15 protein-coding genes and 1 tRNA gene are annotated in these 12,361 nt (G+C 66.2%); 8 read left to right on the top strand and 8 right to left on the bottom strand.

What is annotated here, in order from left to right:
• Nucleotides 1-3: 3 nt before the first annotated feature.
• From ACSSV8_RS07665 to ACSSV8_RS07655, 3 genes are all read right to left on the bottom strand, one after another.
• Nucleotides 4-1,818, bottom strand: a complete 1,815-nt coding sequence (locus tag ACSSV8_RS07665) for an ABC-F family ATP-binding cassette domain-containing protein (RefSeq protein ID WP_454282036.1) — start codon at nt 1,816-1,818, stop codon at nt 4-6.
• Nucleotides 1,819-1,856: 38 nt separating this feature from the next.
• Nucleotides 1,857-2,591 carry a GNAT family N-acetyltransferase gene (locus ACSSV8_RS07660; protein WP_454282035.1) on the bottom strand — a complete coding sequence of 245 codons (735 nt, stop codon included), beginning with the start codon at nt 2,589-2,591 and terminating at the stop codon, nt 1,857-1,859.
• A 64-nt stretch (nt 2,592-2,655) separates the two neighbouring features.
• Nucleotides 2,656-3,114, bottom strand: a complete 459-nt coding sequence (locus ACSSV8_RS07655; RefSeq protein WP_454282034.1) for an outer membrane protein assembly factor BamE — start codon at nt 3,112-3,114, stop codon at nt 2,656-2,658.
• A gap of 88 nt (nt 3,115-3,202) precedes the next feature.
• Here ACSSV8_RS07655 and ACSSV8_RS07650 point away from each other — a divergent pair, with 88 nt between their 5' ends.
• From ACSSV8_RS07650 to ACSSV8_RS07615, 8 genes are all read left to right on the top strand, one after another.
• Nucleotides 3,203-3,757, top strand: coding sequence for a YceD family protein (locus ACSSV8_RS07650; RefSeq protein WP_454282033.1), 555 nt, complete (start codon nt 3,203-3,205; stop codon nt 3,755-3,757).
• A 154-nt stretch (nt 3,758-3,911) separates the two neighbouring features.
• Complete coding sequence (gene rpmF / locus ACSSV8_RS07645; RefSeq protein ID WP_354538315.1) at nt 3,912-4,118, top strand: 50S ribosomal protein L32; 207 nt, start codon at nt 3,912-3,914, stop codon at nt 4,116-4,118.
• Between the two features lie 24 nt (nt 4,119-4,142).
• A complete protein-coding gene (gene plsX / locus ACSSV8_RS07640) occupies nt 4,143-5,273 on the top strand; it encodes a phosphate acyltransferase PlsX (RefSeq protein ID WP_454282032.1) in 1,131 nt (376 codons plus the stop codon).
• Nucleotides 5,270-6,244 (top strand): beta-ketoacyl-ACP synthase III, encoded by a 975-nt coding sequence (locus tag ACSSV8_RS07635; protein WP_454282031.1) that lies wholly within the window; start codon nt 5,270-5,272, stop codon nt 6,242-6,244. Before plsX ends, ACSSV8_RS07635 begins: the two co-directional genes overlap by 4 nt.
• 107 nt (nt 6,245-6,351) lie before the next feature.
• A complete protein-coding gene (gene ihfA / locus ACSSV8_RS07630) occupies nt 6,352-6,654 on the top strand; it encodes an integration host factor subunit alpha (RefSeq protein ID WP_354538318.1) in 303 nt (100 codons plus the stop codon).
• Nucleotides 6,655-6,668: 14 nt separating this feature from the next.
• Complete coding sequence (locus ACSSV8_RS07625; RefSeq protein ID WP_454282030.1) at nt 6,669-7,346, top strand: MerR family transcriptional regulator; 678 nt, start codon at nt 6,669-6,671, stop codon at nt 7,344-7,346.
• A 65-nt stretch (nt 7,347-7,411) separates the two neighbouring features.
• Nucleotides 7,412-7,488: transfer RNA gene (locus ACSSV8_RS07620), tRNA-Pro, on the top strand.
• Between the two features lie 57 nt (nt 7,489-7,545).
• Nucleotides 7,546-8,619 carry a 2'-deoxycytidine 5'-triphosphate deaminase gene (locus ACSSV8_RS07615; RefSeq protein WP_354538320.1) on the top strand — a complete coding sequence of 358 codons (1,074 nt, stop codon included), beginning with the start codon at nt 7,546-7,548 and terminating at the stop codon, nt 8,617-8,619.
• A gap of 77 nt (nt 8,620-8,696) precedes the next feature.
• Here the strand turns inward: ACSSV8_RS07615 and ACSSV8_RS07610 are convergent, their stop codons facing one another.
• From ACSSV8_RS07610 to ACSSV8_RS07590, 5 genes are all read right to left on the bottom strand, one after another.
• Nucleotides 8,697-8,882, bottom strand: a complete 186-nt coding sequence (locus ACSSV8_RS07610) for a hypothetical protein (protein ID WP_354538321.1) — start codon at nt 8,880-8,882, stop codon at nt 8,697-8,699.
• A 112-nt stretch (nt 8,883-8,994) separates the two neighbouring features.
• A complete protein-coding gene (gene scpB, locus ACSSV8_RS07605) occupies nt 8,995-9,597 on the bottom strand; it encodes an SMC-Scp complex subunit ScpB (protein ID WP_454282145.1) in 603 nt (200 codons plus the stop codon).
• A gap of 52 nt (nt 9,598-9,649) precedes the next feature.
• Nucleotides 9,650-10,441 (bottom strand): segregation and condensation protein A, encoded by a 792-nt coding sequence (locus ACSSV8_RS07600; RefSeq protein WP_354538323.1) that lies wholly within the window; start codon nt 10,439-10,441, stop codon nt 9,650-9,652.
• Nucleotides 10,434-11,462 (bottom strand): beta-N-acetylhexosaminidase, encoded by a 1,029-nt coding sequence (gene nagZ / locus ACSSV8_RS07595; RefSeq protein ID WP_454282029.1) that lies wholly within the window; start codon nt 11,460-11,462, stop codon nt 10,434-10,436. Before nagZ ends, ACSSV8_RS07600 begins: the two co-directional genes overlap by 8 nt.
• Nucleotides 11,438-12,292, bottom strand: a complete 855-nt coding sequence (locus ACSSV8_RS07590; protein WP_454282028.1) for an SPOR domain-containing protein — start codon at nt 12,290-12,292, stop codon at nt 11,438-11,440. The genes nagZ and ACSSV8_RS07590 overlap by 25 nt, the downstream gene beginning before the upstream one ends.
• Nucleotides 12,293-12,361: the final 69 nt, after the last annotated feature.

Here is a 12,361-nt window from a genome sequence, read left to right as displayed (position 1 = left end):
AGCTCAGCCTTCTGCCTTGTCGGCAAGAATGAGCCACTCCTCCTCGGCTTCGGCCAAGGCAGCCTGACGCTGGGTGAGCGCCTCGGTCGCGCGGCGGAACTTGACCGGCTCGCGGGTGAAAAGCTCCGGATCGGCCAACAGCCCCTCGAGCTTCGCGATCTCGGCCTCGAGCCGTGCGATCTGGGCAGGCAGTTCCTCGAGCCTGTGCTTCTCGGTGAAGCTGAGGCGCTCCGAGGCGGATTTCTGCCGCTTCGACTCCGGCTTCCTGTCACCGGATCTGGCCGGGGTCCTGGTCCAGTCCGGCGCATCTTCAAGCCGTTGCGCGCGATAATCCGACCATCCCCCGGCATAGGTCACCGCGCGGCCGTCCCCCTCCATCGCGATGGTCGTGGTCGCCACGCGGTCGAGGAAATCGCGGTCATGGCTGACCAGAAGCACGGTGCCATCGTAATCGTCGAGCAGTTCCTGAAGCAGGTCGAGCGTCTCGATGTCGAGATCGTTCGTGGGTTCGTCGAGCACGAGGACATTGCTTTCACGCGCCATGATCCGGGCCAGCAGGAGCCGCGCTTTTTCGCCCCCCGACAAGGACTTGACCGGCGCTCTGGCCTGCCGCTCATCGAACAGGAAATCCTTGAGATAGCCCACCACATGGCGCGGTTGGCCGCGCACGAGCACCTGATCGGCCTGCCCGGAGACGCGCATATCCGTGTCACCCGTCAGGCTCTCCCACAGGGTCATTTCCGGATCGAGCCGCGCGCGCGCCTGGTCGAACACGGCGGGCATCAGGTTGGTGCCATGGGTCACGGTGCCGCTGTCGGGCTTCTCTTCGCCCATCAGCATCTTGAGAAGCGTCGTCTTGCCCACGCCATTGGGGCCGACAAAGGCCACCCGCTCGCCGCGCATGACCCGAAGACTGAACGGGCGCAGGATGAGCTTGTCCCCGTAAGCCTTTGTAATCTCTTTCGCCTCGAAAACCTTTCGCCCCGAACTTGGGCCGGACTCGAGCGCCATGGCCGCCGTGCCCTGCCGCTTGATCTGCGCGCTGCGCTCGGCGCGCAGCTCCTGAAGCGCGCGCACCCGGCCCTGATTGCGCTTGCGCCGCGCGCTGATCCCCTCGACGGCCCACCGGGCCTCGGCCTTGATCTTGCGGTTGAGCTTGTGGCGCTGCATGTCCTCCTCGTCCCAGATGCGGTCACGCCAGGCCTCAAATCCGCCGAATCCCTCTTCCTGCCGCCGCGTCATTCCTCTGTCTATCCAGAGGGTTGCGCGGGTAAGTTCACGCAGGAAGGCGCGGTCGTGGCTGATCACCACATAGGCGCGGCGCGTGCTGCGCAGCGCCTCCTCCAGCCAGCCGATCGCCTCGATATCGAGATGGTTCGTCGGCTCGTCGAGCAACATCAGTTCCGGTGCCTCGGCCATCAGTTTCGCCAGCGCAGCGCGCCGCCGCTCGCCGCCCGAGGCGGTCGCCACCGGGCGCGCCGGATCGAATTTCAGCCCCTCGCCCGCCATCTCGACGCGATACATCTCGCCCGGATCGAGATTGGACGCGGCATAATCGCCAAGCGTGGCAAAACCCGTCATCGCGGGCTCCTGCTCCATATAGCCCACGCTCACGCCGGGTGCGACGATACGCTCGCCCCGGTCCGGCTCGACCAGACCGGCCATGACCTTCATCAGCGTTGACTTGCCCGATCCGTTGCGCCCGACAAGCGCCACCCGGTCACCCGGCTGCACGATGAGCGACAGGTCGTCAAAGACCGGTTCCCCCCCGAAGGTGAGCGAAATTCCGGACAGTTGGAGAAGCGGTGCGCGGGCCATGGTCGGGGGCTATCCCGGCCCCCGGGCGGCGTCAAGCCTCAGCCTGCGAGCGCGCGCAGAAGACGCTGGCGGGCCGCCGGAATGGCGTTGATCTCGACCCCGGTAAAGACATGCAGCGTGCCCATCTGCCTGTCGATCACCGCATGATCGCTGACCCATCCGCCCATCATGAGGTAGGTGCGCAGCAGGGGCGGCATGTGCCGCATGGCCAGTTTCAGGTCAGGCTTGTGCCGCTTGAGCCGCTGCGCAAAGCGATAGACGGCGGGCGCCTTGACGCGCGGCCACCAGCGGCGCGGCGCAAGGTGACGCTTGCCCAGCATGGCGAAGGCGTCGAGATAGGGATCGGCCTCGACCCCCTTGAAGGACGAGCAGCCGAACAGCATCTGCACCCCGTGCGCATCCACCAGCCGCGTCATCGCCGCCCACGCCACGCGCAGGATGTCGGGATCGTGCCGATCGGGCGCAAGGCAAAAGCGGCCCATCTCGGCCATGCGCCCCTCGAATCCCCCAAGTGCGGACAATTCATAGAACTGCGCCGAATAGCTGCGCGCGATATCGGCACCGCCATCGAGCAGGAGCACCCGAAAACAGCAGACCAGATCGCCGCTTGCCGTCTCCTCGATCAGGACATGCAGGCAGACGGCGTCATGCGCATCCACATCGGTGCCCACCCGGCCCAGAAACGCCTGCGCGCGCAGCGCCTGCGCGCGGGCGATATCGTCGGGATCACGGGCCAGACGCGCCAGATACCGACCTTGGCGAATCTCCTCCATCCAAAGCCCCCCGTGTCACGACCCTGCTCTGCCCTAGCACGAAAGCCATGACAGCGCCATGACCCTAACCGCCAAACGCGTCAGCCGGGTTGAGCGCCCCGATATTGTTGAGCAACTGCCGCAGGAAGCCGGTCTTGACCACCGAGTTGTCGGTCACGCGCCGCGTCAGCGGAACGATCCGGCCATCTTCCAGACCGAAAGTCTCGATATTGGCGATGGTGTCGTCCTCGTTGAACGAGATCGCCAGCACCTGCCGCTCCACCTCCTTCGAGCGGAACATGCCTTTGGTGCGCGAGCGCGAGCGCACATAATAATAATCGCCGTCGCCCGAAATCCCCGAAAGCGCGGGCGCGCCGATCAGGTCATCGACGGTTGCACGGCCGTCCACACCGATAATCAGGTTCTGAAGGTCTTCCTCGGGCGGGATGTAGCCGTGATTGCGGTAGGTCGCCGCACAGGACGCGACCCCGAGCAGCGCGCAGAACGCAAGGCTGCGCATCAGTCGGGTTTGGAACGCTGTCATCTCTGCCCTCTTGTCATGGCCGCGCGCGGCTTTTATCCCGCTTACATCAATGCGCCTGTCAGTTTCAAGAATGGAAGACGCGCCCGCCATGCCCCAGGATACGCCGCCGACCGGCCTTTTGACCTTCGCCCGACTCGGCCGCCAGCCGACCGCCTTCGAGATCGTGCCCGACGCACCCGCCCGGCGCAGGCTGGCCGAGGCGCTCGGCCTTCTTGACCTGCGCAAGCTGCGCCTGTCGGGCGAGGTTGCCGCCAGCGGCGGGCGGGACTGGCTTTTGACCGCCACGCTCGGTGCGACGGTGGTGCAGCCCTGTGTCGTGACCCTCGATCCGGTCACGACCCGCATCGACGAGCCTGTGACGCGGCGCTACACCCCGGACGAGCGCGCACCCGCCCCCGGCGAAGAGGTGGAGATGCCCGAGGATGACACGCTCGAGCCGCTGCCCGAGGTGCTCGACCTTCATGCGCTTCTGGCCGAGGCGCTGGCGCTGTCGCTGCCGCAGTTTCCGCGAAGCGACGGGGCCGAACTGGGTGCCGTGCGCGCCGCCCCCGAAGGCGTGATCCCGATGGCGGATGAAGAGGCCCGCCCCTTTGCCGGGCTGGCGGCGCTGCGCGACAAGCTCGACAGCGGCGACAAGGGCTGAACCACCCCAAGAATCGCTTGCCCCGGCATCAAATCTCTGTATTTTCGCGCTCTCATCGGAATTTGGGGTTGAACCGGCGGCTCAGTCAGGATTATGAGCCGCGAACACCCGTGAAACAGGGCCCGATTGGCCCCTTAGGAATTGAGGTGGCACCATGGCCGTCCAGCAGAACAAAGTCTCGAAATCGCGTCGCAACATGCGCCGTGCGCACGATTCGCTCGTGGCGAGCAACCCCAACGAATGCGCCAATTGCGGCGAGTTGAAGCGCCCGCACCACGTCTGCGCGTCCTGCGGCCACTATGCCGAGCGCGAAGTTGTGGCCATGGTGGAAGAAATCGACCTGGAAGACGACGCCGCCTGAACGAGAACGGGGGGCAGCGGCTGAATGGGCGCTCAGAGCGATCAAGGCGGGAGCGGCGCGGAGCGCATCATCATCTCGGTTGACGCCATGGGCGGCGACCAGGGGCCTTCCGCCGTTGTCGAGGGGATCGCCCGGTCCGCATCCAAAAATGCCGATATCGGCTTTATCCTCCACGGGCCGCGTGACACGCTTGAAAAGCTGGTCGCGCGCAAGCAGGAATTGCTGAACCGGGTCGAGATCCGCGACGCGCCCCGGACCGTCACCATGGATGACAAGCCCAGCCAGATCGTGCGGCACGGGCGGGACACCTCGATGTGGTCGGCCCTCGAATCGGTCCGCGCGGGAGAGGCATCTGTCTGCGTGTCCTGCGGCAATACAGGCGCGCTGATGCTGATGTCGGTCATGCGCCTGCGCAAACTGCCGGGGATATATCGCCCGGCCATCGCCGTGATGTGGCCGTCGCAGAACCCGCAAGAGCACAACATCATGCTCGATGGCGGCGCCGATATCCGCGCCGATGCCAAGGACCTGATGCAATACGCGCTCATGGGGGCCTCCTACGCGCGCAACGGATTCGGGCTGAAATGTCCGCGCATCGGCCTGCTCAATGTCGGCACCGAGGAACACAAGGGCCGCGCAGAGTTGCGCGAGGCTTATGACCTGATCGCCGCCAATGCCAAGGCCGCCGATTTTGAATTCGTGGGCTTTGTCGAGGGGCGCGACCTGCCCGGCACGGTCTGCGACGTGATCGTGACCGACGGGTTTACCGGCAACGTGGCGCTCAAGACCGGCGAGGGCATTGCCAAGCTCATCGCCGACCTGCTGCGCGAGGCGTTCAACTATTCGCCGCTTTCGCGGCTGGCGGCCCTTCTGGCCTATACCTCCCTGCAACGGATGAAAAAACGTGTCGATCCCCGCCGCGCCAATGGCGGCGTGTTTCTGGGGCTGAATGGAACGGTGGTGAAATCGCACGGATCGGCGGACGCGACCGGCGTCTCCTCGGCGATCAAGCTTGCCTTCGAACTGGCGCACTCGCGCTTTACCGAGCGCCTTGCCGCCCGCGTCGCCGCCGCCGCGCCGGTCGAGGATCAGGGTGGCGGGCACGACGAAACCGGACCCGACGAAACCGGCCCCGAGGAGGGCACAACTCCATGATCCGCCGCGCCGTCCCGCTTGGTGTCGGGCACTACCTGCCCGCCCGCATCGTGCCGAATGCCGAATTCGAGCAATCCCTCGACACCTCCGATGAATGGATCCGAACGCGGTCGGGGATCGAGCGCCGCCGCTTTGCCGCCGAGGGGGAAACCACGTCGCAGATGGCCGGCCATGCCGCCCGCGCGGCGCTTGCCCATGCCGGCATCGCGGCTGCGGACATTGACGGGATCATCGTTGCCACCTCCACGCCCGACCTCACCTTTCCGTCGGTCGCCACCATGGTGCAAAGCGATCTGGGCATGACGCGCGGCTTTGCCTTCGACGTGCAGGCCGTTTGCGCGGGGTTCATCTATGCGCTCGCTACCGCCAATGCGATGATCGTGGCGGGCCAGGCCGAGCGGCTTCTGGTGATCGGCGCGGAAACCTTTTCGCGCATCATGGACTGGTCGGACCGCTCGACCTGCGTGCTTTTCGGTGATGGCGCGGGCGCGGTGGTGCTCGAGGCGCAGGAGGGCGCGGGCGAGACTACCGATCGAGGCATCCTGTCGGTCGATCTCAATTCGGACGGGCGCTACCGCGACATGCTCTATGTCGATGGCGGCGTGTCGAGCACGGGCAGCGCGGGCAAGCTCAGGATGCAGGGCAACGCCCTCTTTCGGCAGGCCGTCGAAAAGCTGGCGGCAACGGCCGAGACGGCGCTTGGCAAGATCGGCCTTTCGGGGGCGGATGTGGATTGGGTCGTGCCGCATCAGGCCAATATCCGTATCATCCAGGGGACGGCAAGGAAACTCGACCTGCCGATGGAGCGGGTGGTGGTGACGGTGCAGGATCACGGCAACACCTCGGCGGCATCGATTCCCCTCGCGCTCTCGGTGGCGGTCAACGAGGGGCGCATCAAGCGCGGCGATCTGGTGCTGTCGGAGGCAATCGGCGGCGGATTGGCCTGGGGCGCGGTGGTTCTGCGCTGGTAACGCGCCCGGACGCGCGAAAATCCGCGTTGAAGAAGGGCCGCGCAAGTCATTGACATTGACTTGTAAAATACTTCACCGCAAACTGCCCGGAAAAAAGCGGGGATGGTATGTCCAACAAGACACTCACGCGCATGGACCTCAGCGAGGCGGTTTTCCGCGAAGTGGGGCTGTCGCGCAACGATGCGGCACAGATGGTCGAAAGCGTTCTGGGCCACATGTCGGACGCGCTTGCGCGCGGCGAACAGGTGAAGATTTCGTCCTTCGGCACCTTCTCGGTGCGCGACAAGACCGCGCGCCTGGGACGCAATCCCAAGACAGGCGAAGAGGTGCCGATCCAGCCGCGCCGCGTGCTCACGTTCCGGCCCTCGCATCTGATGAAAGACCGGGTCGCCATCGGCAACAAAAGCTGAGGACACGGGCGCGCATGGCCAAATCCGCCGACGCCTTCCGCACCATAAGCGAGGTCGCTGACCTGCTTGACGTGCCGGCCCATGTGCTGCGGTTCTGGGAAAGCAAGTTCACGCAGGTGAAGCCGGTCAAGCGCGCGGGCGGGCGGCGCTACTACCGTCCTGCCGACTTGCGCCTGCTCGCCGGGATCAAGCATCTGCTGCATGACGAGGGCATGACCATCAAGGGTGTTCAGAAACTGCTGCGCGAAGAGGGCGTGCAGCACGTAAGCGCGATCGCCCCCGATTGGGGAGACGAGACGACGGCGCATGACGGCACCGCGCAGGTTCTCGAGTTTTCGCGCGCGCCGGGTGGCGTCGTGGGGCCGCAAGTGGAACCAGGGCCGGGACAGGCCAAGGCTGCGGACCCGTCCCCCGAGCCTGCCGCCCCTTCCGAGACGGGGCCGTCTGACGCCGACACGCGCGCCGAAGCCGCCCCGTTCGAGTCCGCAGCGGAGCCGGACGCGCCCGAGGCGGCGGCGGAGGCCCTGCTGCCCCTGCCCGATCTGCCCGATGACCCGTCCGATACGCTGGCCGCCGAACCCGGCCCGCTCTCGCGTCTCACGGCCCTGCCCCGCCCGCTTTCGGCCACGGCTGCGCGTCGTCTTGCGGGCCTGGCGCGGGACCTGCGGGCACGTATCGGCACCGGGCCGTAAGGCCCGCGAAATTTCCACCTTTCCCCTTGCCCCTGCCCGCAAAACCGGTATGAACGGCCCATCGTCGGGCTATAGCGCAGCCTGGTAGCGCGTCCGTCTGGGGGACGGAAGGTCGCAGGTTCAAGTCCTGCTAGCCCGACCAAAATCGCCGACGATCCCGCCAGACGCGGTCCGCGGGGCCTGCATGGGGGGCAATGTGATGACCGGCGTTCTGTCCAGCCAGCAATTGCGCGGCCTCATCGAGAGAGGCGCCATCGCGGGCGAACCGGCGATCCTGCCCGAACAGATCCAGCCTGCGAGCCTCGATCTGCGGCTTGGCGCGGTGGCCTACCGCGTGCGGGCCTCGTTCCTGACCGGCGCGGGGCGCACGGTGGCCGACAGGCTGACGGAATTCGGGATGCACCGGATCGACCTCAGCCCCGGCGCGGTGCTGGAAAAGGGCTGTGTCTATCTTGTGCCACTGATGGAACGGCTGGCCCTGCCCGAGGGTGTGCAGGCGGTGGCCAATGCCAAATCCTCGACCGGGCGTCTCGATCTGCTGACGCGCACGATTACCGATGGCGGCACCGAGTTCGACCGGGTGACCCCCGGCTATCATGGCCCGCTTTATGCCGAGATCTGCCCGCGATCCTTCTCGGTTCTGGTGCGGCCGGGGATGCGCCTCAACCAGATCCGGTTTCGCACTGGCCAGGCCGTGCTCTCGGATGACACGCTGCGCGCGCTGCATGCCGAGACGCCGCTGGTCGATGGCCCGGCGGTGATCGATGGCGGGCTTGGCTTTTCGGTCGATCTGCGCCCCGCCAAGGGCACGCTGGCGGGGTATCGGGCCAAGCCGCATACCGGGGTGATCGACCTTGACCGCATCGGCCATTACGATCCGGCCGATTTCTGGGAGGAGGTCCACACGGCGACCGGCCATATCATCCTCGATCCCGGCGCATTCTATATCCTGGTGAGCCGCGAGGCGGTGCATATTCCGCCCGCCTGCGCCGCCGAAATGGCCCCCTTCGTGGCCATGGCGGGCGAGTTCCGGGTGCACTACGCGGGCTTCTTCGATCCGGGCTTCGGACACGCGGCGGCGGGCGGCAGCGGCTCGCGCGGTGTTCTGGAAGTGCGCTGCCATGAGGCACCCTTCGTGCTCGAACATGGCCAGATCGTCGGGCGGCTGGTCTACGAGCGCATGGATGAGGTCCCCGATCAGCTTTATGGCGCTGGTATCGCGTCGAACTATCAAGGGCAGGGCCTGAAGCTGTCGAAACACTTCAAGGCGTGACGCGCGGAAAGGCCACGCAAATCCCGCCGCCGATCACACCACTGCCAGAGGCCTTGCCCTCAGGCGCGACTCTGCGTTCAGAACCGACCGAGCCTTCGCCCCACCTTCAAGGCCTGCTGCGTGCGCTGCGCGGTCTTGCGCCCGTCGGGGCCAGAGCGCGTCCCGCTGCCCGACATCGCATCAATACCCTTGTTGATCCCCTGCCGCAGCACGCGCTGCATGACAATGCGGATCACCATGTTGATCATCTGGTTGGCGTTCATTGCGCCGCTCCTCTCGCTGCCTCCGTTTCCATATAGACGCGAAACATGCCGATTTGAGGGCAGGCTACGAAGAAATCGCTAAAAAACCGTGAAAATCAGCGGATATCCCCGCTCAATCCTCGAAAAGTTCGTTCTGCCCCGGCGCGCTTTCGTCGTCATCGTCCTCGCCCGCCATTGGCAGCGTCCCCGGCGGCGGGCGATTGTCGAGCAATCCCGCATCGCGCAATTCTTTCAGGCCCGGAAGGTCGCGCGCGCTTTCCAGACCGAAATGGTCAAGGAAACTCTCGGTCACGACGAAGGTGACCGGTCGCCCCGGCGTCATCTTGCGACGGCCGAACCTGATCCATTCCATTTCAAGAAGTTGATCGACGGTTCCCCGGCTGACCGAAACGCCTCTGATCTCCTCGATCTCGGCGCGCGTCACCGGCTGATGATAGGCGATGATGGCCAGTGTCTCGATCGCGGCGCGGCTCAGCTTGCGCGTCTCGACCACCTCCCGGCGCATGAGATAGCCAAGGTCCGGCGCGGTGCGCATGGCCCAGCCATCTCCCACCCTGACAAGGTTGACGCCACGCCCCTCGTAGCGTTTGCGCAGATGCACCAGCGCCTCGGCGGGGTCGCTCCCGTGCGGCATCCGCGCGGCCATCTCCCGCGTGTCGAGCGGCGTCGCCGAGGCAAAAAGCATCGCCTCGATCATGCGTTCCTGCTCCGCCATGGGCGGAGCGTCGAACAGGCTTTCTTCTTTTTCCTCAATATCCTGAGGCACGTTATTGATCCCTCAGCCGAAGTTCGACCGGCGCGAAAGTCTCGGACTGGCGAAGTTCCGCGCGCCCTTCCTTGACCAGTTCCAGCGCCGCCGCAAAGGTCGAGGCCGTGGCCGAGCGGCGCCGTGCCGGATCGGCGGTGAACCCCTCGGGCAGATAGGTCACGATATCGGTCCATGTCCCGGCAAAGCCGATCAGCCCGCGCAACCGCTCAAGCGCCTGTTCCATTGTGAAAATCGCGTCGCGATCCATGACGAAGGGGCGGAATTCGTCGCGGGTGCGGATGCGCGCATAGGCCTGCATGAGATCGAGCAGCGTAGCGGTATAGCGCGTCTCGCGGCGGCGGGTGATGTCCTCGGGCAGGCCACGCGCGAAGAAATCCCGCCCCAGCCGGTCGCGCCCCATGAGCCGCGCGGCACAATCGCGCATCGCCTGAAGGCGCTCGAGCTGAAACGCCAGATGGGCGGCCAGTTCCTCGCCCGAGGGTCCCTCCTCGGTGGGGTCCGGGGGCAGCAGAAGGCGCGATTTGAGAAAGGCAAGCCACGCCGCCATCACGAGATAATCGGCGGCAAGCTCCAGCCGCAGCGCCTTGGCGCGCTCGACGAAGGCAAGATATTGCTGCGCGAGGTGCAGAACGGAAATGCGCCTGAGATCAACCTTTTGCGTGCGCGAAAGGGTCAGCAGAAGATCCAGCGGCCCCTCGAACCCGTCAACATCGACAATAAGCGCTTCGGCGGCCAGCCGGTCCGCCAGCGCCACCGGTCTTGCCCCGTCGTCGAACTCGTCCTCAGCCATGCATCCGCCCGCCCGTCAGCGCATCAAGCTGCGCCGTGAGGGCGGAAATGTCAACCGGATCGGGGGGACGGCGGTGGCTGAGCGCAGCCTCGGCGCGGGTCTGTGCGGTGTCACTCATCACGCCCGCCGCCTCTGCCACGGCCTGCCGCTCGGCCAGAGTGCCGTTACAATGCAGCACCACGTCACAGCCCGCTGTGAGCGCCTGACGCGAGAGCATGGCAAGATCCCCCGAGAGCGCCTTCATCGAGATGTCATCGGTCATGAGCAGCCCGTCAAAGCCGATTTCATCGCGGATATCGGCAATGACCGCAGGCGAAAGCGTCGCTGGAAGGTCGTCAAGCGCGGCATAGACAACATGGGCAGTCATCGCCATGGGCAGGTCATTCAGCGCCTTGAATGTTTCAAAATCAATATCTTGAAGATCACTCTTCGCGCAATCGACGCGTGGCAGATCATGATGGCTATCGGCGGTGGCGCGCCCGTGACCGGGAATATGCTTGACCACCGGCAGGACGCCGCCCGCCAATAGCCCATCGGCAACGACGCGGCCGATCTCGGCCACCTGCGCCGGGGTCTCGCCATAGCAGCGGTTGCGCAGGAAGGGATGCGTGGCAGGCCCGGCCACATCGACCAGCGGCGCACAATTGCTGTCGATGCCGAGGGCGTGCAATTCGGCGGCGATGAGGCGGTAGCGCAGATACATCGCCTCGGGGGCGCGCGCACCCGCCATCGCTACGTGATCGAGCGGCGCGGGCCAGTCGCGCCAGTGCGGGGCGCGCAGGCGCTGCACGCGCCCGCCTTCCTGGTCAATGGTGATCAGGGCCTCGTGACCGGCCGCCGCGCGCAAGTCATCCACCAGCGCGCGGACCTGATCGGGCGTCTCGATATTGCGCGCGAAGAGGATGAACCCGAACGGGCGCACATCCCGAAAAAACGCTTTTTCCTCGGTGGTTAGCCGATAACCTTGGGCATCGAGAATGGTGGCCCCAAAACGGCTCACCGCGTGACCACGGGGATGCATTCGGCCTTTTCGGCCTGTAGCGCAGAGCAGAAGCGGCGCGCATCGGCAAGATCCTCGAAACCGACGGCGCGCAGACGGTAGAAGGTCCGTCCGCCGCTTTCGGCACGCTGCACCACGCGCGATTTACCCTCCAGCAGATCGCCAAGCCGCGCGCTCAGCCGGTCCCATTCGGCGCGCGCCACTTCGGCAGACTCGAAGGCACCAAGCTGGGCCAGCCGGGTGCCGAGCGGCAGGCTCTCGGGCTCGACCTCCTCTGCCGAAGCGCTGGTGGCGGCGGCGAGCGCGAAGGCCACGGGATCGGCGGTCGCGGGGCGGGTGCGGGGGCGCAGCGACTGACCCAGGCCACCGCTGACGGCGGCCGCCCGAACCGGCGCAACCTCCGGGGCGGGCGCGGCCTCGACCGTCTCCTCCCGCACCACGGCGAGATGCACATCGGCGGGCCGCGGGCGCGCGACCGGGGTGCTCCGCGCGGGCGGCGGGGCGGGAGCCAACACATCTTCTGACGTCAGATCAATAGGTTGCGGGGCGATGATCACCTGATCCGGCGGAGACGCTACCGCGCCGTTGCCCGCAACCTCGTTGACGGCCAGACCCTGATGGGCAGCAGGACTGCCGCCCGGCTCTTCGGGGGCCTCGCGCATCGGTCCCTCGAGCGCCCGTACCACGGGGACGCCCGAGACATCGCGCATCACCATGCCATAGCCCCAGGTGCCGATACCGCCGATCAGCGCCAGAGAGATGACCGCGCCTGCCATATTCGTCAGGCCCGCCATCGACGCGCGACGCGGCCCATCCACGGGGGTGCCCCCGGATACGTGATAATCTGCCATGCTCTGCCTCTCGCTCTCCGGCGATACGTTGCCGCCGGGGATTATGTGCCTGCTCTGCTCCGAAAGACG

Source organism: Roseovarius sp. MBR-79 (assembly GCF_053628555.1).
The sequence above is the reverse complement of the archived record's forward strand: the minus strand, read 5'-3'. Positions and strand labels throughout refer to the sequence as shown.

Bases quoted from the DNA above. Each gene is read 5' to 3' on its own strand.
- ACSSV8_RS07665 (WP_454282036.1), bottom strand. From the start codon at position 1,818: ATGGCCCGCGCACCGCTTCTCCAACTGTCCGGAATTTCGCTCACCTTC.
- ACSSV8_RS07660 (WP_454282035.1), bottom strand. From the start codon at position 2,591: ATGGAGGAGATTCGCCAAGGTCGGTATCTGGCGCGTCTGGCCCGTGAT.
- ACSSV8_RS07655 (WP_454282034.1), bottom strand. From the start codon at position 3,114: ATGACAGCGTTCCAAACCCGACTGATGCGCAGCCTTGCGTTCTGCGCG.
- ACSSV8_RS07650 (WP_454282033.1), top strand. From the start codon at position 3,203: ATGCCCCAGGATACGCCGCCGACCGGCCTTTTGACCTTCGCCCGACTC.
- rpmF (WP_354538315.1), top strand. From the start codon at position 3,912: ATGGCCGTCCAGCAGAACAAAGTCTCGAAATCGCGTCGCAACATGCGC.
- plsX (WP_454282032.1), top strand. From the start codon at position 4,143: ATGGGCGCTCAGAGCGATCAAGGCGGGAGCGGCGCGGAGCGCATCATC.
- ACSSV8_RS07635 (WP_454282031.1), top strand. From the start codon at position 5,270: ATGATCCGCCGCGCCGTCCCGCTTGGTGTCGGGCACTACCTGCCCGCC.
- ihfA (WP_354538318.1), top strand. From the start codon at position 6,352: ATGTCCAACAAGACACTCACGCGCATGGACCTCAGCGAGGCGGTTTTC.
- ACSSV8_RS07625 (WP_454282030.1), top strand. From the start codon at position 6,669: ATGGCCAAATCCGCCGACGCCTTCCGCACCATAAGCGAGGTCGCTGAC.
- ACSSV8_RS07615 (WP_354538320.1), top strand. From the start codon at position 7,546: ATGACCGGCGTTCTGTCCAGCCAGCAATTGCGCGGCCTCATCGAGAGA.
- ACSSV8_RS07610 (WP_354538321.1), bottom strand. From the start codon at position 8,882: ATGAACGCCAACCAGATGATCAACATGGTGATCCGCATTGTCATGCAG.
- scpB (WP_454282145.1), bottom strand. From the start codon at position 9,597: ATGGCGGAGCAGGAACGCATGATCGAGGCGATGCTTTTTGCCTCGGCG.
- ACSSV8_RS07600 (WP_354538323.1), bottom strand. From the start codon at position 10,441: ATGGCTGAGGACGAGTTCGACGACGGGGCAAGACCGGTGGCGCTGGCG.
- nagZ (WP_454282029.1), bottom strand. From the start codon at position 11,462: ATGCATCCCCGTGGTCACGCGGTGAGCCGTTTTGGGGCCACCATTCTC.
- ACSSV8_RS07590 (WP_454282028.1), bottom strand. From the start codon at position 12,292: ATGGCAGATTATCACGTATCCGGGGGCACCCCCGTGGATGGGCCGCGT.